General features: G+C 69.1%; 19 protein-coding genes. 12 read left to right on the top strand and 7 right to left on the bottom strand.

Annotated elements, in window-relative coordinates; translation table 11 throughout:
• Positions 1-8 precede the first annotated feature (8 nt).
• Positions 9-215, top strand: coding sequence for a hypothetical protein (locus FIU83_RS00900; RefSeq protein WP_152482325.1), 207 nt, complete (start codon positions 9-11; stop codon positions 213-215).
• A gap of 35 nt (positions 216-250) precedes the next feature.
• Here FIU83_RS00900 and FIU83_RS00905 read toward each other — a convergent pair whose 3' ends face one another.
• From FIU83_RS00905 to FIU83_RS00935, 7 genes are all read right to left on the bottom strand, one after another.
• Complete coding sequence (locus tag FIU83_RS00905; protein ID WP_152482326.1) at positions 251-541, bottom strand: hypothetical protein; 291 nt, start codon at positions 539-541, stop codon at positions 251-253.
• A gap of 40 nt (positions 542-581) precedes the next feature.
• Positions 582-1163, bottom strand: a complete 582-nt coding sequence (locus tag FIU83_RS00910) for a cytochrome c oxidase subunit 3 family protein (RefSeq protein ID WP_152482327.1) — start codon at positions 1161-1163, stop codon at positions 582-584.
• A complete protein-coding gene (locus tag FIU83_RS00915; RefSeq protein WP_152482328.1) occupies positions 1160-1597 on the bottom strand; it encodes a hypothetical protein in 438 nt (145 codons plus the stop codon). Before FIU83_RS00915 ends, FIU83_RS00910 begins: the two co-directional genes overlap by 4 nt.
• A gap of 97 nt (positions 1598-1694) precedes the next feature.
• Positions 1695-2978 (bottom strand): nitrate/nitrite transporter, encoded by a 1284-nt coding sequence (locus FIU83_RS00920; protein WP_152482329.1) that lies wholly within the window; start codon positions 2976-2978, stop codon positions 1695-1697.
• 45 nt (positions 2979-3023) lie between these two features.
• A complete protein-coding gene (locus FIU83_RS00925) occupies positions 3024-4676 on the bottom strand; it encodes an MFS transporter (RefSeq protein WP_152482330.1) in 1653 nt (550 codons plus the stop codon).
• Between the two features lie 274 nt (positions 4677-4950).
• Complete coding sequence (narL, locus tag FIU83_RS00930) at positions 4951-5613, bottom strand: two-component system response regulator NarL (protein ID WP_152482331.1); 663 nt, start codon at positions 5611-5613, stop codon at positions 4951-4953.
• On the bottom strand, positions 5610-7517 hold the full coding sequence (locus FIU83_RS00935; RefSeq protein ID WP_152482332.1) for a type IV pili methyl-accepting chemotaxis transducer N-terminal domain-containing protein: 1908 nt from the start codon (positions 7515-7517) through the stop codon (positions 5610-5612). Before FIU83_RS00935 ends, narL begins: the two co-directional genes overlap by 4 nt.
• 153 nt (positions 7518-7670) lie before the next feature.
• Here FIU83_RS00935 and FIU83_RS00940 point away from each other — a divergent pair, with 153 nt between their 5' ends.
• From FIU83_RS00940 to FIU83_RS00990, 11 genes are all read left to right on the top strand, one after another.
• Positions 7671-9002: an MFS transporter gene (locus FIU83_RS00940; RefSeq protein ID WP_152482333.1), complete on the top strand. Its 1332-nt coding sequence runs from the start codon at positions 7671-7673 to the stop codon at positions 9000-9002.
• 203 nt (positions 9003-9205) lie between these two features.
• Positions 9206-12982, top strand: coding sequence for a nitrate reductase subunit alpha (locus tag FIU83_RS00945; protein ID WP_152482334.1), 3777 nt, complete (start codon positions 9206-9208; stop codon positions 12980-12982).
• Positions 12979-14559, top strand: coding sequence for a nitrate reductase subunit beta (gene narH, locus FIU83_RS00950; protein WP_152482335.1), 1581 nt, complete (start codon positions 12979-12981; stop codon positions 14557-14559). Before FIU83_RS00945 ends, narH begins: the two co-directional genes overlap by 4 nt.
• Positions 14552-15334 carry a nitrate reductase molybdenum cofactor assembly chaperone gene (gene narJ, locus FIU83_RS00955; protein ID WP_152482336.1) on the top strand — a complete coding sequence of 261 codons (783 nt, stop codon included), beginning with the start codon at positions 14552-14554 and terminating at the stop codon, positions 15332-15334. The genes narH and narJ overlap by 8 nt, the downstream gene beginning before the upstream one ends.
• 11 nt (positions 15335-15345) lie before the next feature.
• Positions 15346-16029 (top strand): respiratory nitrate reductase subunit gamma, encoded by a 684-nt coding sequence (gene narI / locus FIU83_RS00960; protein ID WP_152482337.1) that lies wholly within the window; start codon positions 15346-15348, stop codon positions 16027-16029.
• A 174-nt stretch (positions 16030-16203) separates the two neighbouring features.
• On the top strand, positions 16204-17025 hold the full coding sequence (locus FIU83_RS00965; protein ID WP_152482338.1) for a peptidylprolyl isomerase: 822 nt from the start codon (positions 16204-16206) through the stop codon (positions 17023-17025).
• Positions 17026-17133: 108 nt separating this feature from the next.
• Positions 17134-17727: a molybdenum cofactor biosynthesis protein B gene (gene moaB, locus FIU83_RS00970; RefSeq protein WP_152482339.1), complete on the top strand. Its 594-nt coding sequence runs from the start codon at positions 17134-17136 to the stop codon at positions 17725-17727.
• Positions 17724-18980 carry a gephyrin-like molybdotransferase Glp gene (gene glp / locus FIU83_RS00975; RefSeq protein WP_152482340.1) on the top strand — a complete coding sequence of 419 codons (1257 nt, stop codon included), beginning with the start codon at positions 17724-17726 and terminating at the stop codon, positions 18978-18980. The genes moaB and glp overlap by 4 nt, the downstream gene beginning before the upstream one ends.
• Positions 18946-19683, top strand: coding sequence for a Crp/Fnr family transcriptional regulator (locus FIU83_RS00980; protein WP_152482341.1), 738 nt, complete (start codon positions 18946-18948; stop codon positions 19681-19683). The genes glp and FIU83_RS00980 overlap by 35 nt, the downstream gene beginning before the upstream one ends.
• Positions 19684-19711: 28 nt before the next feature.
• Complete coding sequence (locus FIU83_RS00985; RefSeq protein WP_152482342.1) at positions 19712-20101, top strand: putative zinc-binding protein; 390 nt, start codon at positions 19712-19714, stop codon at positions 20099-20101.
• Between the two features lie 99 nt (positions 20102-20200).
• Positions 20201-20971 carry a sulfite exporter TauE/SafE family protein gene (locus FIU83_RS00990; protein WP_152482343.1) on the top strand — a complete coding sequence of 257 codons (771 nt, stop codon included), beginning with the start codon at positions 20201-20203 and terminating at the stop codon, positions 20969-20971.
• Positions 20972-21006 lie beyond the last annotated feature (35 nt).

Raw genomic sequence — 21006 nt, forward strand, 5'->3', positions numbered from 1 at the left:
GACCCGCCATGGCACCACACGCTCGATTCGTCCTGGCCGTGGCGGCCTGGTGCCTGGCCGCCGTGGCGGTGGTGCTGCCGCTGGCCTGGCTGATCAACACCCGCGACTGGGGGATAGCGCTGATGCTGTTGGTGCCCGTCGTCGTCTACGGCCTGCTGCGCCTGGGCCGTGTCCTGGAGGGGTGGGCCCGGGCCATGCCGCCGCCCCGGGGGTAAACCGCGAGTGCCCCGGCGCGGCCGAGCGCATCGCCTCAGCTCAGCCGCGCCGCCTGGACGCCGGCGCCGATCAGCGCCAGCGTCAGCAGCACCAGGCCCATGAAGGTGCCCCGCCAAGCCGGCGTGGCCGCGCGCAGGTTGAGATAGACCATCAGCAGCCGCTGCGCCTTGAAGCCGGTGGCGGCGATTACCAGCGCCGCCGACCACAGCGGCAGCGCCTGCCAGTCGTGCTGGTCCAGGCACGCCGAGAGCATCGAGAGCAGCGTCAGGGCCATCAGCGTGGCCCAGGTGGCGAGCAGGCGGCGGGTGCTGGGAAGCGGGGTCATGGTCACCTCGGGAGGGAGCCTTCAGCGTGATGGAGAGCCTTCAGCGCAATAAATAGAGCAGCGGATAGAGCAGGATCCAGATCAGGTCGACCATGTGCCAGAAGGCCGCGGCGGTCTCCACGTTCTCGGTGGAGGTGCGCCAGGTCACCAGCGCCAGCAGCGCCAGGCCGAACAGCACGTGGGCGAAGTGGAAGGCGGTCAGGCCGTAGTAGAAGCCGAAGAAGGCGTTGGTCTCCGGGGTGATGCCGATGGCGAACTTGTCGGCGTACTCGATCCCCTTGACGACGCCGAACAGCACCCCCAGCGCCATGCCCCCGCCCAGCCACTGGCGAGCCCGGCGGATGCGGTCAACGCTCACCGCCCCCACGGCGAGGGCCACGCAAAGCCCGCTGGTCAGCAGCACCAGAGTGTTGAGCCCGCCCATCAGCGGGTCGAGCTCGCGCTGGGAGGCGTCGAACAACGCTGTCGCGCCGACGCGCTCCGCCGCATAGAGCGCGAAGAAGGCGCTGAACACCAGCATCTCGCTGAGTATCAGCACCCACATCAGCGGGTTGCCGGGCAGCGCCGAGAGCGGTCCCCAGCCCGGGTTGGGCAGCTCGCGGGGCAGGGCGCGCTCGCTCATGCGTCCGCCAGGGTGACCCGGGCGCCGCCGAAGGCCAGGCTTCTCGGGTCGCGGATCGGGGCGTTGGCGGTCAGGCGGCCGATGCCCACGCCGCAGCGCGCCACCATCCAGATCAGGCAGGCGGTGAAGTAGACGTAGCCCAGCGCCCAGGGCGCCACCGCGGGGGCGCCGACCAGCCCCAGCAGCTGCCAGGCGGCGACGAAGAGCGCCCCGCCGAGCACGCCCAGCCAGAAGGTGCGGATCTGGAACTGCAGGTGGCTCTGCACCCAGAGCGCGGCGTCGCGCCGCTTGAGGTGGGCGATCAGCACGCCGATGGGCGCGGTGACCACGGCCAGCACGCTGCCCAGGAAGAGCATGTAGATGACGATGGCGGCGCCGCGGCCGCGGGACTGCTTGCCTGCGGCGTGGGAGGGAAGCGGGTGAGAGGCGGACATGGTGGGTCCTCGCGTGATGGGCGACCGGCCCTGGCGGCCGGTCTAAAGGTGCATCTTGTATGCTACTACAAGGCGACGCGACACGCCTTGGCCAGGATCAAGTCTCGACCCACTTGGCCTCGGGGGACCTGCCCGGATGCGTCTCGTCACGGGTCAGCATGGGAACGCGCCGCTCGGTCCACCACATCCAGATGATCGAGACCAGGGTCACGCCGAAGCAGAGCATCCACACGGTGGTGGCCACGCCGGTGATGTCCACCAGCGCGCCGAACATGATCGGCAGCAGGAAGCCGCCCACGCCGCCGGCCAGCCCGACGATGCCGGAGACCAGGCCGAGGTTCTCGTGGTACTCGTTGGAGAGGTACTTGAAGACCGAGGCCTTGCCGATGCCCCAGGAGATGCCCACCACGAACAGTGCACTGGTGAACAGCCACACCGGGATGCCGAAGCCGAACTCCACCACCCCTTCGCCGCCGGCGCCGGCCACGCGGTACTGGGTCTCGGGGTAGGACATGATGAACAGCGCGATCAGGCTGGCCCACATGCAGGCCCAGGTAACGGTGTGGGCACCGAAGCGGTCGGAGAGCCAGCCGCCGAAGGCGCGGATCACCCCCGAGGGCAGCACGAAGATGGTGGCGATCAGCGCCGCGACCTGGATGCCGAGGCCGTATTCGCCCATGTAGTAGCGGGTCAGCCACAGCGAGACGCCCACGTAGCCGCCGAACACCACGGAGTAGTACTGGCAGTACTTCCACACCCGGGGGTCGTTGAGCACCTTGAGTTGCTCACGCAGCGAGACGCGGCTGGCGCTGCGGTGGCTCGGGTTGGAGTAGGTGAAGCACCAGAACAGCACCGCGGTGACCAGCATGATGCCTGCGTAGATGTTGGGTACCGACTGCCAGCCCAGCACCACGATCACCGTGGGGGCGATGAACTTGGTCACCGCGGCCCCGGCATTGCCGGCGCCGAAGATCCCCATGGCCAGACCCTGGCGGTCCTTGTCGAACCACTTGGCGGTGTAGGTGATGCCCACCGAGAAGGAGCCGCCGGCGAGGCCGACGAAGGCGCCCAGTACCAGCAGCTGCCAGTACTCGGTGGCAAACTGCACCAGCCAGATGGCCGGCACGATCACCAGCAGGATGATGAAGAACACCGGGCGGCCGCCGTAGCGGTCGGTCAGCGAGCCCAGCGGCAGTCGCGAGAGGGCACCCGTGAGGATGGGAACCGCGGTGAGGATACCGAACTGGGTGCCGTTGAGATCGAGCTGCTCGGCGATCGGCACGCCGATCTCTCCGAACATCGTCCACACCATGAAGCACATGGTGAAGGCGAAGGTGTTGGCCACCAGCACCGAGGTCTGCTTGAAGCGTTCAGAGGCCATGGGACCCTCCGAGATGTCGAGTCAAAGGAGTGAGTTCGGAGTCGCTCAGGGGTTCTTCACGTAGGCCCCGGGGCGCAGGTAGAACCACCAGTTGACGATCAGGCACAGCGCGTAGAAGACCGCGAAGCCGTACATGGCGAGCTCCGGGGTGCCGGCCTTGATCTGTTCGCCCATCACCCGCGGGGCGATGAAGGAGCCGTAGGCGGCCACGGCGGAGGTCCAGCCCAGCGCGGGGCCCTTCTGCTGCGGATCGAAGATGAAGCCGATGCTGCGGAAGGTGGAGCCGTTGCCGATGCCGCTGGCGGCGAACAGCACGATGAACAGCGCCAGGAACATCCAGAAGTACTGGTTGGGGTCGGTGGCGTTGTAGGCCAGCATCATGACGTAGCCGGCGCCCACGGAGCCCACCACCATGATCGCGGTGATCACCTGGGTGACGATGGAGCCGCCCAGCTTGTCGGAGATCCAGCCGCCCACCGGGCGAATCAGCGCGCCGACGAAGGGACCCATCCAGGCCCAGGTGAGGGCGCTGGGGGCGTCGGGATTGGCGACGCGAGTCACGGTGCCGTCGGCGGCCACCTCCATCATGTTGCCGAAGATCACCGAGATGGAGAGCGGCAGCGCCGCCGAGAAGCCGATGAAGGAGCCGAAGGTGGCGATATAGAGCACCGTCATCGACCAGGTGTGCTTGTTGGAGAAGATCGCGAACTGCTTCTTGATGCCCGGCTTGATGTCGCCGGGGATCAGCCGCAGCAGCACCACGGTCAGCACGATGGTCAGCGGCAGGGCGAACCACATGTTGAGAAAGCCCAGCGCCACCACGCCGACCACCGAGGTCACCACGCCCACGCCGTAGAGGCCGAGGATCTTGCCGAAGGCCTGCAGCGGCGTGCCCGGGTTGGGGGTGATGGTGCGCAGGTTGTTCATGCCGAACCAGCCGGCGAAGGCCAGTGGCACCAGCAGCAGCATCCACACGAAGCCGGCGTTCTGGATCCAGGTGTCGGTGCCCGCCTCGATGCGTCCGATCAGGGTGCCGCTGGCCTTCTCGAGCGCCATGGGCTCGCCGCCCAGCGCGCCGAACAGGCCCACGGTCATCACCAGCGGAATCAGGATCTGCATGGTGGTGACGCCGAAGTTGCCGAGCCCGGCGTTCATGCCCAGCGCATAGCCCTGCTGCTTCTTGGGGAAGAAGTTGGAGATGTTGCTCATCGAGTTGGCGAAGTTGCCGCCGCCGATGCCGGAGAGCAGCGCCAGGGACTGGAAGACCCAGAAGGGCGTGCCCGGGTTCATCAGCGCGATGCCGGTGCCCATGGCGGGAATCATCAGCAGCGCGGTGGTCAGGAAGATGGTGTTGCGCCCGCCGGCGATGCGGATCATGAACGACGCCGGGATGCGCAGGGTGGCGCCGGCCAGGCCGGCGATGGCGGTCAGGGTGAACAGCTGTTCGACCGAGAAGGGGAAGCCCAGGTTCTGCATCTGGGTGGTGATCATCCCCCACATCAGCCAAACGGCGAAGCCCAGCAGCAGGCTCGGGATGGAGATCCAGAGGTTGCGGCTGGCGATCTTCCTGCCCTGCGTCTTCCAGAACGCCTCGTCCTCGACGTCCCAGTGCTCGATGTCGGCGTTGCGCCGGCCGCCGGTCGGCAGCGCCTGGCCCTTGTCCTCCCAGTGGGTGGAGTCGGCACTCTCTCTGGTCATGGTGGTTCCCCCTCGCGGTCTCTCGGTGGTGCCCCTCGTGCGATGGCGGTTGACCGACATCAAGCCTGGGGCTTTGCCACGCAAGATACGCGCGGGAGGCGAGGGGGGAAACGGCCCGAAAAGGCCGTCAAAACAGCGAGATACTCCTTGAGGGGTAGGAGGTAGGCGCGATGCTGTCCCGTCTTATCAGGGGCTTAGCGCCACCCCGCCCGCCGACGACGGCCGGCGGCGGGCGGGGTGGCTATTTGGAGGTATCCACACGGAGCCCCTCCCGCTACTTGTCCACACCCTCCTGCACGGCCCACACCGCGGCCTCCACCCGGGAGCGCAGGTTGAGCTTCTTGAGCAGGTGCTTGACGTGCACCTTCACCGTGCCCTCGGTGATGTCGAGCTGGCGGGCGATCAGTTTGTTGGAGAGCCCCGCGGCCAGCTCGCGCAGGATCTCCCGCTCGCGCTGGGTCAGGCTGTGGATATCCGGGGTGGCCGGCTGGCTGCGCTGGCTGCGCAGCGCCTCGGCGAGCAGGGCGGTGAGGCGCTCGCTGATCACCATGCGGCCCAGCGCCGCCTGGCGCAGCTGGCGGATCATGTCGTCCGGGTCCATGTCCTTGAGCAGGTAGCCGTCGGCGCCGGCGCGCAGGGCGGCGATCACGTCCTCCTCGTGGTCGGAGACGGTGAACATCACAATGCGTCCGGCGAACCCCTCCTGGCGCAGCCGCTTGAGGGTCTCGAGGCCGTCCATCTCCGGCATGTTGAGGTCCAGCAGCACCAGGTCCGGATCCAGCTCGCCGGCCAGTCGGACGCCTTCCTCCGGTTTGCCGGTCTCGCCGGCGAGCGTCAGGTCGTCCTCCAGCTCGAGCAGCTGGGTCACCCCGCGGCGCAGCAGCGGGTGATCGTCGATGATCAGAATCATGGCGGGGTCGTGAGCGGTCCTTGTCATCCTGCGGGGTCCCTGTTCGCTGGTTGAAGGGTGAGGGGCTGCTCGGCGGGCTGCTGGGCGATCAGCCGCGACGTCTGCGGGGTGAAAGCGATGGCCACGAGAGTGCCGCCGGCGTCGCGGTTGCGCACCCGGAAGTCGCCGCCGAGGGTATCGGCCCGATCACGCATGATCACCAGGCCATAGTGCATGGGCGGCGAGTCCTGGGTCTCTAGGCCGATGCCGTCGTCCTCGATCATCACCTCGAGGCGGGCCTCGACGAAGCGCACCGTGACCGCCGCCCAGTGGGCCCGGGCGTGCTTGTGCACGTTGGCCAGCGCCTCGCGCACCACCTGCAGCACGTGGATCTCCTCGTTGGGGCTGAGCAGATGCGGCGGCACATCGACGTAGAGCTCCACTGTGAAGCCCAGGCGCTCGCCGAACTCTTCGGTGGTCTGGCGCAGGGCACTCGAGAGCCCCGGGCCGTCGAGGCGCAGCCGGAAGGTGGTGAGCAGCTCGCGCAGCTGGCGATAGGCGCTGTCTAGCCCGGTGCGCAGCTCGTCGAACACCGGCGCCTGGGTCTCCCGGGGCATCTCCTTGGCCTGCATGCGCTCCAGTCGCGCCACCTGCATCTTCAGGTAGGAGAGCGACTGAGCCAGGGAATCGTGGAGCTCGCGGGCGATGATGGTGCGCTCGTTCATCAGCGTCACCTGTTGTTCCTCTTCGATGCGCCGCTGCAGGTAGACCGCCGTGGCCAGCTGGTCGGAGAGGGTATAGAGCAGCCGGCGGGTGCTGGCGCTAAGCGGCTGTGCGGAGGGGTACCAGACCTCCAGGGTGCCCAGCAGGGTCTCGCCGATGCTCACCGGCAGCAACAGCCGCTCTGACCCATCGCGCTCGGAGAGTTCCAGGGGTTGGGGGTCGATCAAGCAGGCATGGCAGTCGTGGTTGCGGCAGTAGGTCGGCCGACTGGGCGAGTGAGTGGCCAGTATCGACACCTCGCGCTGGTCGAACGGATCGTGCAGCGCGAGGCCGATGGGGCCGATACCGAGCAGCGTCTCGAGGCGGCGCAGCATGGGAGCAGCGCTGGCGCAGAGGTCGTTGCCGCCGCCGAAGAGCGCGCGGCTGCCGTCGTGGAGGATCTGCATGGCCTCGTTGCTGCGCGCCAGCTCCTGCTTATTGCGCGACACCCGAGCCTCGAGCTCGGCGTAGCTGGCGCCGAGTTCCGCGGCCATGGTGTCCAGGGTGTTGCCAAGCAGCGCCAGCTCGTCGCTGCCCGAGAGCCGGGTGCGATAGTCGAAGTTGCGGCGCCCGGCCTCCCGGGCCAGCACCACCAGCTGGTGCAGCGGGCCCACCAGGTTGTGGCGGATGTCGTAGAGGGCGATCGCCACCACCACCGCGGTTAGCACCAGGAAGAGGATCTGCAGGGCGCTGAGCAGGCGGATCTTGGCCTCGCTGTTCTGCTCGAGTTGAGTGACCACCAGGTCGATATTGCCCACCAGGCCGTCGAGGGCCTGGCGCAGGGCATCGACCTCCAGCCCGCCGCCGGCGATGGCGCGTGTTACCTGGGGCGCCAGCGCCTCTTCCCAGCGCGTCTGCAGCTGTCGGTACTGCTCGCGCAGCGGATGGTCCTCGGCCTCGGGCAACGCCTCGGTCAGCCGGGAGCTCGCCAGCCGCTCGCGAAAGCGCTCGCTTAGCGCCTGGACCCGCTCGCGCTGTGCGGGCTCAGGCGCGCGCTCGTAACGCTGCAGGGCCGCGACGATCTGGTAGGTGTTCATGCGTAGCGAGCCGGCCACGTTGATGGCGGCGGCGTCACCGCGGCTGCCGTTGGCCACCATCATGGTCACCACGATGCTGATCAGCGCTATGGCGCTGATCGCCAGCAGCGAGGCGCTGATGCGGGCCACCAGGGAGCGCTGCAGCAGCTTCATCGGGGTCTCCAGCCTGGCGAACGAAGGGATGTAGGACGCCACTATACCCTAGTAGGTAGGCGCCGCTCCCTCAAAGGCGTACCCCGACTGCCCCTTTGACGTCCTCCCCTCGGCTCCCGAGACTTCCGGGTAACTCTCTTCGAGCGTCGGCCCATGTCCTGCGAACTCCCGGCATCCTCACGCGCCACCCGCGCCTCGCCGCGCGACGCGCTCGAGGCGCCGCCGGGCTATCGCGCGCTGGTAGTGGTCGCGCTCTCGCCGCTGGCCTTCGCCCTGGTCTTCGCCTGCTGGACGCTGTTCGCCGTGCTCGGCGTGGAGCTGCGTCGCGACCTGGCCCTGGGCGGGGTCGCCTTCGCTGTGCTGCTCTCCACGCCGATGCTCGCCGGCGCCCTGGCAAGCCTGCCGATGGCGGGGCTGGCCCGACGCCACGGCGGTCGACGCGTCATGCTCGGCTGTCTGCTGCTGATCTGCCCCTTCCTGTGGTGGATCGGCCACGCCCAGCACTACGCGGAGTTCCTGCTGGCTGGCCTGGGGCTGGGGCTGGGGGCCGGGGCGCTGGCCGCCGGACTGGTCTACGTGGCGGAGCTGGGGCCATCCCGTCATGCCGGCCTGGCGCTGGGGCTCTACGCCGCCGGCATGGTCGGGGCGGGGCTCGGCTACCTGCTGCTGCCGCTGGTCAGCCAGGCCTACGGCTGGCGCACGGCACCTCTGCTCTACCTGCTGCCGGTGGGGCTGGTCGCCGGGCTCTTGTGGCTCTTCGCCGAGGACCGCGCCCCGCCGCCCGCGGGCGACTCCCTGGAGGACGATGCGCCACGCCCACCCCTGCCGTCGCGGCGGGCGCGCGCCCTGGTCCTCGCCCGGCGGCTCGCCGACGGGGCGGTCTGGCGCCTGGCCTTGCCCTACGCCTTCCTCTTCGGCGCCTTCCTGGCCCTGGCGCTGTGGTTGCCCGGCCACCTGGCGGCGCGTTTCGCGCTCTCGCTGCAGGAGGCGGCCCTGCGCGCCATTCCCTTCACCCTGGCCGTCGGGGCGGGCCAGGTGCTCGGCGGCTGGCTGGCCGACCGTCGCGACCTGCGCAGCCTGCGCTGGTGGATCTGCGCCTTCGTGCTGGTCTGTCTCTTCCTGCTTTCCTACCCGCCTTTCGAGCTGCGCATCGAGGGCACCCTGGGCCCGCGGACCTGGCATTACGCGGCGCCGCTGTGGGGCTTTCTTGCCCTGCTGCTGCCCATGGGCGTGGCCATGGGGCTCGGGCAGGGCAGCCTGATGCGCCTGATCCACCGCGACCACGGCGGCGACATGGCGCTGGTGGGCGGGCTTGCGCTGACCCTGGGCGGGCTCTTCGCCGCCCTGCTGCCACCGGTCTTCGTGCTGGGCAGCGAGTGGCTGGGGCTCTCCACCGCCGGCTTCATGTTCCTCTACGCCGCCCTGATCGCCTGCCTGCTGGCGATGCTCGCCGACCACGCGCGACACCGCGCTCGGCCGAGGTGACCCCGCCGGTCTAACCCCTCTCTCGGCGCCGCCTATCCCCTTGGGGGTAGGGGCCATGTATATGGAGGTAACCGGGCAGTAATCGGCGTGACGATGACCCAGAATCGGCCCCAACGACCCTGACCGCGAGCGAACTAGGCGGCGGTGCAGGAGGGGTGGCCCGGGGCGGTCACGCATCTTTTCGAGGAGCCTGGAGAGCGACCATGAGTCACTTTATCGATCGGCTGAACTTCTTCCGCAAGGCCCGCGAGCCCTTCGCGAACGAGCATGGCGAACTCCGACAGGAGTCTCGCGAGTGGGAGGACGGCTACCGCAAGCGCTGGCAGCACGACAAGGTCGTGCGCTCCACTCACGGGGTGAACTGCACCGGGTCGTGCAGCTGGAAGATCTACGTCAAGAACGGCCTGGTCACCTGGGAGACCCAGCAGACCGACTACCCGCGCACCCGGCCCGACCTGCCCAACCACGAGCCGCGGGGCTGCCCGCGGGGCGCCAGCTACTCCTGGTATCTCTACAGCGCCAACCGCCTCAAGCACCCGATGATCCGCAAGCCGCTGCTCAAGCTGTGGCGCGAGGCGCTCGCCGACAAGGGCGACCCGGTCGACGCCTGGGCCTCCATCGTCGAGGACCCGGCCAAGGCCAAGCAGTACAAGCGCGCCCGGGGCATGGGCGGCTTCGTGCGTGCCGACTGGAACGAGGTCAACCAGCTGATCGGCGCCTCCAACGTCTACACCGCCAAGCAGTACGGCCCGGATCGCATCATCGGCTTCTCGCCGATCCCCGCCATGTCGATGGTCAGCTACGCTGCGGGCAGCCGCTACCTGTCACTGATCGGCGGCGTCTGCATGAGCTTCTACGACTGGTACTGCGACCTGCCGCCGGCCTCGCCGATGACCTGGGGCGAGCAGACCGACGTTCCCGAGTCCGCCGACTGGTACAACTCCGGCTACATCATCGCCTGGGGCTCCAACGTGCCCCAGACCCGCACCCCGGACGCCCACTTCTTCACCGAGGTGCGCTACAAGGGCACCAAGACCGTCTCGGTGACCCCGGACTACGCCGAGGTCTCCAAGCTTACCGACGAGTGGCTCTCCGCCAAGCAGGGCACCGATGCCGCCCTGGCCATGGCCATGGGTCACGTGATCCTCAAGGAGTTCCACCTCGAGAACCCCAGCACCTACTTCACCGACTACGTGCGGCGCTACTCCGACATGCCCTGCCTGGTCGAGCTGGAGGCGCGGGAGGACGGCAGCTACGCGCCGGGCCGCCAGCTGCGTGCCAGCGACATCGCCGACAACCTGGGCCAGGCCAACAATCCCGAGTGGAAGACCCTGGCCTGGGATGAGACCTCCGACAGCCTCGTCGTCCCGCGCGGCTCCATCGGCTTCCGCTGGGGCGAGACCGGCGAGGAGGTCGGCAAGTGGAACCTCGAGTCCCGGGACGCCGCCGGCGCCGAGATCAAGCCGCTGCTGACCCTGGCCGAGCACCATGACGAGGTGGCCAGGGTCGCCTTCCCCTACTTCGGCGGCATTGCCCACGAGCACTTCGACCACGTCAAGAGCGGCGGGGCCAGCGACGAGCTGCTGTTCCACAGCCTGCCGGTCAAGCGCCTGAAGAAGTCCGACGGCAGCGAGGCGCTGATCGCCACCGTCTTCGACCTGATGTGCGCCAACTACGGCATCGATCGCGGTTTCGGCAAGGAGGGCGAGGACGACGGCGCCACCGCCTACGACCAGGTCAAGCCCTACACCCCGGCCTGGCAGGAGAAGATCACCGGCGTGCCCGCCGAGCAGGCCACCCGCATCGCCCGGGAGTTCGCCGACAACGCGAACAAGACCCAGGGGCGCTCCATGATCATCGTCGGTGCCGGCATGAACCACTGGTACCACATGGACATGAACTACCGCGGCCTGATCAACATGCTGATCATGTGCGGCTGCATCGGCCAGAGCGGCGGCGGCTGGTCCCACTACGTGGGCCAGGAGAAGCTGCGCCCGCAGACCGGCTGGACGCCGCTGGCCTTCGGCCTCGACTGGCACCGCCCGCCGCGGCACATGAACTCCACCTCCTTCTTCTACAACCACTCCTCCCAGTGGCGCTACGAGAAGCTCGAGATCAAGGAGATCCTGTCGCCGCTGGCCAATCCGGCCGATTACTCCGGCAGCCTGATCGACTTCAACGTGCGCTCCGAGCGCATGGGCTGGCTGCCCTCCGCGCCGCAGCTCGGCACCAACCCGCTGCGCCTGGCCAAGGCCGCCGAGGCCGCCGGCCTGTCGACCAAGGACTACGCCGTGCAGCAGCTCAAGGAGGGCAAGCTCGCCTTCGCCGCGGAGGACCCGGACAACCCCCAGAACTTCCCGCGCAACCTGTTCGTGTGGCGCTCCAACCTGCTGGGCAGCTCCGGCAAGGGCCACGAGTACATGCTCAAGTATCTGCTGGGCACCCGCCACGGCATCCAGGGCAAGGACCTGGGCGAGGAGGGCGGCACCAAGCCCGAGGAGGTCAAGTGGCACGACGAGGCCCCCGAGGGCAAGCTCGACCTGCTGGTGACCCTGGACTTCCGCATGTCCACCACCTGCCTCTACTCGGACGTCGTGCTGCCCACGGCGACCTGGTACGAGAAGGACGACCTCAACACCTCCGACATGCATCCCTTCATCCACCCGCTCACCGCGGCTACCGACCCGGCCTGGGAGTCGCGCAGCGACTGGGAGATCTTCAAGGGCATCGCCAAGGCCTTCTCCGCGGCCACCGAGGGGCACCTGGGTGAGGAGACCGACCTGGTCACCCTGCCGCACCAGCACGACTCCCCGGCCGAGCTGGCCCAGCTCGAGGTCAAGGACTGGAAAAGGGGCGAGTGCGAGCCGATCCCTGGCAAGACCATGCCGGCGCTGATCGAGGTCAAGCGCAACTACCCCGAGACCTATGAGCGCTTCACCTCCGTGGGCCCGCTGCTCGAGGAGGTCGGCAACGGCGGCAAGGGCATCGCCTGGAAGACCGAGAAGGAGGTCAAGCTGCTGGGCGATCTCAACCACCGCAAGACCGAGGGGCCGCACAAGGGGCGCCCGCGCCTCGACAGCGCCGTCGACGCCGCCGAGATGATCCTAACCCTGGCCCCGGAGACCAACGGCCAGGTGGCGGTGAAGGCCTGGGACGCGCTCTCCAAGATCACCGGCCGCGACCACACCCACCTCGCCGAGCCCAAGGAGGAGGAGAAGATCCGCTTCCGCGACATCGTCGCCCAGCCGCGCAAGATCATCTCCAGCCCCACCTGGTCGGGCCTCGAGGACGAGCATGTCTCCTACAACGCCGGCTACACCAACGTGCATGAGCTGATTCCGTGGCGCACGGTGAGCGGGCGCCAGCAGTTCTACCAGGATCACCCCTGGATGCGCGCCTTCGGCGAAAGCCTGCTGGTCTATCGTCCGCCCATCGACACCAAGGCGGCGGTGAGCGTGGCCGAACCCAAGGGCAACGGCAACCCGGAGATCGCGCTGAACTGGATCACCCCGCACCAGAAGTGGGGCATCCACTCCACCTACTCGGACAACCTGCTGATGCAGACCCTGTCTCGGGGCGGCCCCATCGTCTGGCTCTCCGAGGACGACGCCCAGTCCATCGGCGTCGAGGACAACGACTGGATCGAGCTCTACAACGCCAACGGCGCCATCGCGGCCCGGGCGGTGGTCAGCCAGCGGGTCAAGAACGGCATGGCGATGATGTACCACGCCCAGGAGCGGATCCTGAACATGCCCGGCTCCGAGCAGACTGGCACCCGCGGCGGCATCCACAACTCGGTCACCCGGGTCTGCCCCAAGCCGACCCACATGATCGGCGGCTATGCGCAGCTCTCCTACAGCTTCAACTACTACGGCACCGTCGGCTCCAACCGCGACGAGTTCGTCATCGTGCGCAAGATGAAGAAGATCGACTGGCTGGACGGCGAAGGCAACGACTACGAGCAGGAGGCCGTGAAATGAAGATTCGTTCCCAGGTAGGCATGGTCCTCAACCTCGACAAGTGCATCGGCTGTCATACCTGCTCGGTGACCTGCAAGAACGTCTGGACCAGCCGCGAGGGCGTCGAGTACGCCTGGTTCAACAACGTCGAGACCAAGCCCGGCATCGGCTATCCCAAGGAGTGGGAGAACCAGAGCAAGTGGAAGGGCGGCTGGATGCGCCGCAAGGATGGCAAGATCGAGCCGCGTATCGGCGGTAAGTGGCGGGTGCTGGCGAACATCTTCGCCAACCCCGACCTGCCGGAGATCGATGACTACTACGAGCCGTTCACCTTCGACTACGAGCACCTGCACACCGCCAAGCAGGGCGAGCATCAGCCCACCGCGCGGCCGCGCTCGCTGATCTCCGGTCAGCGCATGAACAAGATCGAGTGGGGCCCGAACTGGGAGGAGATCCTCGGCACCGAGTTCGCCAAGCGGCGCAAGGACATGAACTTCGAGAAGGTGCAGGCCGACATCTACGGCCAGTTCGAGAACACCTTCATGATGTACCTGCCGCGGCTGTGCGAGCACTGCCTCAACCCCACCTGCGTGGCGAGCTGCCCCTCAGGGGCGATCTACAAGCGCGAGGAGGACGGCATCGTCCTGATCGACCAGGACAAGTGCCGCGGCTGGCGGATGTGCATCTCCGGCTGCCCGTACAAGAAGATCTACTACAACTGGAAGACCGGCAAGTCCGAGAAGTGCATCTTCTGCTACCCGCGCATCGAGGCCGGCCAGCCGACCGTCTGCTCCGAGACCTGCGTGGGCCGCATCCGCTACCTCGGCGTGCTGCTCTACGACGCCGATCGCATCGAGGAGGTGGCGAGCTCACCGGACGAGCGCGATCTCTACCATCGCCAGCGCGAGATCTTCCTGGACCCCAACGACCCGGAGGTGATCGCTCAGGCCAGGCAGGACGGCATTCCCGACAACGTGATCAAGGCAGCCCAGGCCTCGCCGGTCTACAAGCTGGCCATGGACTGGGGCCTGGCGCTGCCGCTGCACCCGGAGTATCGCACCCTGCCGATGGTCTGGTACGTGCCGCCGCTGTCGCCGATCCAGTCCGCCGCCGAGGCCGGCAAGGTCGAGTTCGACGGCGTGATGCCCAGGATCGAGTCGCTGCGCATCCCGGTGAAGTACCTGGCCAACATGCTCACCGCCGGCGAGGAGGAACCCGTGGTGCTGGCGCTCAAGCGCCTGATGGCCATGCGCCTCTACATGCGCGGCAAGCACGTGGAGGGCCAGGCCAACACCGAGGTGCTGGAGGGCGTCGATCTCACCGAGGGGCAGGTGGAGGAGATGTACCGGTATCTCGCCATCGCCAACTACGAGGATCGCTTCGTGATCCCGACGAGTCACCGCGAGATGGCCACCGAGGCGTTTCCGGAGCGCGGCGGCTGTGGCTTCAGCTTCGGTGACGGCTGCCACGGCGACAGCGGCCAGAGCCTGTTCGGCGGGCGCAAGACCACCGCCACCCTGGTCAAGCCGGTGGAGACCTTCGATCCGAAGGGCGAGGCGCGGCGCGACGAGACAACCGAGGAGGCCCGTCATGGCTGAAGCCGCACAACAGATGCAAACGGTGGCAGACATGCTGAGCCTGCGCGTGCTGGCCCGACTGCTCGATTACCCCACCACCGAGCTGCAGGCCTCGGTACCCGAGATGATCGAGATCCTCGACGCGGAGCGCCGCCTGCCGGCGGCGTGCCGCGCCGCGCTGATGGAGTGGTGCCAGCGCACGCTTGAAGCCGACCTTATGGACCTGCAGGCGGAGTACGTGGCGCTGTTCGACCGCGGCCGCAATACCTCGCTGCTGCTCTTCGAGCACGTCCACGGCGAGTCCCGCGACCGCGGCCAGGCGATGGTCGACCTGATGGCCGAGTACACCGCCGCGGGCTTCGAGCTGGATGCCCACGAACTGCCGGACTACCTGCCGCTGTTTCTGGAGTACCTCTCCACCCGCGACGAGGCCGAGATCGGCCGCTGGCTGGGCGAGATCCGCCACATCCTGGCGCTGCTGACCGCGCGCCTGGAGGAGCGCGACGCCGACCACGCCCTGGTGCCGCTGGCGCTGCTGGCGCTGATCGGCGCCGAGGGCGAGGTCGACGCCCATCGCCAGACGGCGCAGGAGGAGGCCCCCGACTACACCGCCGAGGCGCTGGACCAGGTATGGGAGGAGGAGGCGGTACGCTTCACCGCCGAATCCGACCAGGACTGCGCGCTGCAGTCCGCCGAGGGGCGCCGGCTCGCCGAGCGCAAGCAGGCCGTGCCCAGCGACCCCGTCAGAATCATGCCCGGCAGCGGCCCGACCGAACGCGGCCCGACCGAACGCTAAGGAGAACCGTCATGTTTGGCGAATACCTGCAACACCTCATCTATGGCTACTATCCCTACCTGGCCGGCACGGTGTTCCTGGTCGGCAGCCTGCTGCGCTATGACCACGGCCAGTACACCTGGAAGACCGGCTCCAGCCAGATGCTCTCGTCGAGGAACATGCGTCTGGCCAGCAACCTCTTCCACATCGGCATTCTGGTGATCTTCTTCGGCCACCTGTTCGGCATGCTGACGCCGCACTGGGTCTATGCGCCCTTCCTGCACGCCGGCACCAAGCAGCTGCTAGCGATCGTGGTGGGCGGCATCGCCGGCGTCCTCTGCGTGGTGGGCGGGGCCATGCTCTTCTATCGGCGTCTGACCAACCCCCGGGTGAAGGCCTCCTCGAGCACCATGGACACGGTCATCCTCGGGCTGATCGTCTTCCAAGCGGCGCTGGGCCTGATCACCGTGATCTTCTCCCTGGGTCACCTGGACGGCGCGATGATGCTGACACTCTCCAGCTGGGCGCAGTCCATCGTCTTCTTCAGCGGCGGGGCGGCGGACTACATGGCCGAGGTCTCCTGGATCTACAAGCTCCATATCTTCATCGGCCTGACCATCATCCTGCTGTTCCCGTTCTCGCGCCTGGTACACGTGTGGAGCGTGCCCTTCGGCTACGTGACCCGCCGCTACCAGCTGGTGCGCAAGCGGGGCTGAGCAGAAAGGTTGCCGCTACGTCCGGCCAGGGCGCCGGGGGCAGGGCGAAGAGGAGGTCCGACGCCAGGGAGGGCGTCGGTAGCGCCCAGGGAGGGGTTCATAGCACCTCCTCGCAGTCCTGCCGCCGGAAAGCCCCTTATCCGACAGGTTGAGAAGAGCACCGAGGATTCTCCCATGCAGAAGATCGATATCGAGATGATTCCCGGGGGCGCGAGCCCGCCCCCGATCCGGGTCGGCGAGGCCACCATCGCCGAGGTCGCCATCGCCGAGGAGATGCAGTACCACCCCGCCGACAGCGCCGGCTCCGCCCAGCTCAAGGCCGCCCGCGCCCTGGTGGTGCGCGAGCTCCTGCGCCAGCGCGCCGCTCAGCTGGGGCTGGTCGAGGCCGATGACGCGGCGCTGGATGAGGGCGACGCCGCCATCGCCGCCCTGCTGGAACAAGAGCTCGACGTGCCCGATCCCGCCGAGGCGGACTGCCGTCGCTTCCACGCGACCCACGCCGAGCGTTTCAGTGAGCCAACGCGGCTTAAGGTGCGCCATATCCTGCTGCCAGCGGCGCCGGACGACGCCGAGGCTCGGGACGCTGGCTATCACCAGGGCCAGCGGCTGATCCGCGAGCTCGAGCAGGTGCCCGAGCGCTTCACCGAGCTCGCCCAGCGCCACTCCGCCTGCCCCTCGAAGGACGAGGGCGGGGAGCTTGGCTGGCTCGCCCCCGGCCAGACCGTGACCGAGCTCGACGGCGCCCTGCAGCGGCTGCCCGTCGGGCTGCACGATCGCCCACTGGCCTCACGCTACGGCTGGCACGTCATCAGCATCGACGCGCGCCAGGAGGGGCGCGAGCTGCCCTTCGAGCAAGTGGCCGAGCGGGTGCGTCACAGCCTGCGTGAACAGGCCACGCGTCGCGCCCTGCGCCACTACCTGCTGGCGCTGGAGGCCGAGATCGGCGTCGAGGGCATCGCCCTAGACGATGACGGCGGCAGCGCGCTGATGCAGTAAAGAAGCGTGCGAGGCCCCGCCGGCCGAGGCGGGATCTCGCGCTTTATTGATGCGCGTCATTTCCCTCTTTCCAGCGCCGCCGCACCATGTACGGCAAGGAGGATCCTCATGTCCCATGTCTCTGCCAACACCCCCTTCGTGCCCCTGGGCATCGCCGTGCTCACCGTCTCCGATACCCGCGGCTTCGCGGAAGACGGCAGCGGCGACCTGCTCGCCGCGCGCCTCAGCGCCGCCGGCCACCGCCTGGCGGAGCGCCGGATCGTGCCCGACGACGTCTACCGCCTGCGCGCCGTGGTCTCGGCCTGGGTGGTGCGCGACGATGTCCAGGTCATCCTGGTCAACGGCGGCACCGGCTTCACGCCCCGGGACACCACCCCCGAGGCCCTGGCGCCGCTGTTTGACAAGGCCATCGACGGCTACGGCGAGCTGTTCCGCCAGCGCTCGCTGGCCACCATCGGCACCTCGACGATCCAGTCCCGCGCCGTGGCCGGGCTGATCGACCGCACCCTGGTGTTCGCCATGCCCGGCTCGCCCAAGGCCTGCGCCACCGCCTGGGACGAGATCCTGGTCGAGCAGCTCGACGCCCGCACCCGGCCCTGCAACTTCGTCGCCATGGTGCGCCCCCAGGTCGCGCCCTGCGTCTCTCGCCAGGCGAGTGCCGGCCAAGACACGACGGGCGCGGCGTCGGGAGTGACGGCATGAACTGCGGCTGCGCCGACGTCGTTACCCCGGGCCTGCTCGATCTCTTCGAGGCCCGGGACCGCATGGTCCGGGCCGCCCGGCCGATTGCCGGCCTCGAGGGCGTGGCGCTGGAGGCGGCCGCGGGCCGGGTGCTGGCCGAGCCGGCGCGCGCGACACTCGACATGCCCGGCGTCGACAACAGCGCCATGGACGGCTACGCGCTGCGCCTCGATGACCTGGCCGCGGCCGGCGGCGGGCTCTCCGTGGTCCAGCGCATTCCCGCCGGGGCCGGCGTGCAACGCCTGGCCGAGGGCGGCTGCGCGCGCATTTTCACCGGCGCCTCGGTGCCGCTGGGGGCCGACGCCGTGGTGCCCCAGGAGCGCGTCTGGGTCGGAGACGACGGCCGGGTGCGTTTCCCAGCCGAGATCGCTGCCGGCGCCAATATCCGTCGCCGCGGCGAGGAGAGCCGCGCGGGCGATAACCTGCTGGCGGCGGGCACGCGGCTCACCGCTGCGGCCATCGCCCTGCTGGCCGGCCAGGGCATCGCCAGCGTCACGGTGCACCGGCGCCTGCGGGTGGCCCTGATCACCACCGGCGACGAGCTGATCGCCGCCGGCCAGGTCTGGCGGCCGGGCGCCGTCTACGACAGCAGCGGCCCGATGCTGCGCACCTTGCTGGCCGGCCAGGGCTGCGAGGTGCTCGATCTCGGCCCGGTGCTCGACACCCCCGAGGCGCTGGCCGCGGTGCTCGCCGAGGCCCGCGACACTGCTGACCTGGTGCTTTGCACCGGTGGCGTCTCGGTGGGCGAGGAGGATCACGTGCGCCCGGTGCTGGAGCGTCTCGGCGGCATCGCCTTCCACGGCGTGGCCATGAAGCCCGGCAAGCCCTTCGCCCTGGGCTGGCTCGGCGCCTCCCGGGAGGCCGGGACGCCGCTGATCGGCCTGCCCGGCAACCCGGTGGCCTCGCTGGTGGGCTGGCAGCTGCTGGCGCTGCCCTTCGTCCACGGGTGCCAGGGGCGCGCCCCCGCGCCGCTCGAGCGCTTCCCGGTCGCGGCCGGCTTCTCGCGCCGGGCGAGCCGGGGGCGCCGCGAGCTGCTGCGGGTGGTGCTGGACTGGCGCGCCGGCGCGCCCGTGGCGCGGCTGGCCGGTGGCCAGGGCTCGCATATGCTCGGCGCCGCCAGCCAGGCCCACGGCTACCTGATCATCGACGCCGACACGCCCGTGGAGGAGGGGCTCGCCTATGGCTACTGTCCCGGCGCCCAGTTCCTCGACTGAGCCGCTGCTGCGGCCGCGCCAGCTCCGCGAGCTGGTGCGCGGGGTGCCCTGGCTCAGCGGCCTCGACGACGAGGCCCTCGAGGGGCTGCTCCAGGATGCCGGGGTACGCACCCTGGCGAGCCGCGAGTGGCTGTTCCGCCAGGACGCCCCGGCGCGGCGGGTCTACATCGTGATCAACGGCCTGGTGCGCCTGGTGCGCAGCGGCCGCGACGGCCGGCTGGCGACCATCCGCTGCGTCGAGCGCGGCGGCACCCTGGGCGAGCTGAGCATGGTCTCGGGGCCGGGGAGCTACCTCTACTGCGCCGAGGCGCTGCGGCGCACCCAGGTGCTGGCAATTCCCGCCGCGCGCTGCCGCGAGATCCTCGATCGCCACCCCGACTGCCGGGCCGAGTTCATGAGCCGCCTGGCCCTGGAACTCACCGACCGCCTCGAGGACCTGGCCCTGCTCACCCAGGCGGACGCCATGTCGCGGCTGGTCAGCTATCTTCTCCGCCAGCTGCCCGCCGGCCATCTCGTGGGGCAGCAGGTGGTACGCCTGACCATCCCCAAGCGCTGGCTGGCCGCCCAGCTCGCCATGACTCCGGAGACCCTCTCGCGCCTGCTGGCCAGGCTACGCGAGGAGGGCGTCATCACCATCGATCGCCAGCGCCTGGTCGTGCTCGACGAGCACGCGCTGCGCGACTTCATGCTGGACGACGACTGACGCGAGATCCGTCGTCCGGGGAGGCCGCATGTCCCGTACCGCCAACCGATCCCGTCCCCTGATCTACGCCTGCTCGGGCTGCTCCGACGTGGCCCAGCTCGCCAACGAGGTCGCCCTGCGCCTGGACCACCGGCGCGACGCCGAGATGTCCTGCATCGCCGGGGTGGGCGGCGGCGTGCCGGGCCTGGTTCGCACCGCCCGTTCGGGCCGTCCCATCGTGGCCATCGACGGCTGTCAGATGCACTGCGCCGAGCACTGCCTGGCCAACGCCGACGTCGCGCCCACCGAGCACGTGCGGCTCTACGAGCAGGGCCTGAAGAAGCGCAAGGGCCGGCGCTACGACGAGGCGACCATCGCCGCGGTCACCGAGCGGGTGGGCGAGCTGATCGCCCAGCTGCCGGTGAATGCCGAGACCTGAGGGCAGCATCCAGGGCGCCCTGACGAGGGCGCTTGGGCCGGACGGCGAAGCCGGGCGGGCTCCGCTATAGTGGGCTCCTCACACGTTAAGGGGGATCCCATGGAGCTGCTCGCCGACCTCTCGCCGCTCGCCGCCTCGCTCAACCTGCTGATGATCCTGCTCTCGGCGCTCACCTCGGCGTTCACCGCGGCGGTGGGGGTCGGGGGCGGGGTGCTGATGATCATGGCGCTGGCCCAGGTGATGCCGGCGGCGGCACTGATCCCGGTTCACGGCATGGTGCAGCTGGGCTCCAACGTCGGCCGTACGGCGATGACCTGGCGCCACATCGATCGCGCGACGCTGGCCGCCTTCCTGCCCGGGGTGGCGCTCGGCGCCCTGGCGGCCGCCTGGCTGCTGATCCGGCTGCCGGCGGGGGTGCTGGAGCTCTGTATCGCCGCCTTCGTGCTCGTCACCCTCTGGGGGCCGGGGCTGCCCGGGCGCGCCCTGGGCCGCGTCGGTACCCTGGTCGTCGGCGCGGTGACGACCCTGCTCTCCAGCCTGGTCGGCGCCAGCGGCCCGGTGGTGGCGGCCTTCGTCAAGCAGCGCCAGGCGGGGCGGCTGCCCAAGGTGGCGACCTTCTCCGCCTGCATGGTGGCTCAGCACCTCACCAAGGCCTTCGTGTTCGGCGCCGCGGGCTTCGTCTTCCACGACTGGCTGGCGCTGATGCTCGCCATGGTGGCGGCGGGCTTTCTCGGCACCTGGCTGGGGCTGCGCCTGCTCCATCGCCTCTCCGAGCGGCGCTTCGACGCGCTCTTTCGCTGGGCGCTGACGCTGCTCGCTCTGCGGCTGGTGTGGATGGGCGCCCAGCACCTGGTGGGGAGCCCGGGCTGAGCCAGCGTCGTCTCACCGGCAACCATCCGACGCCA

Origin of the sequence: Halomonas sp. THAF5a, assembly GCF_009363755.1 — a bacterium.
In the GTDB taxonomy this organism is placed as follows: Bacteria; Pseudomonadota; Gammaproteobacteria; order Pseudomonadales; family Halomonadaceae; genus Halomonas.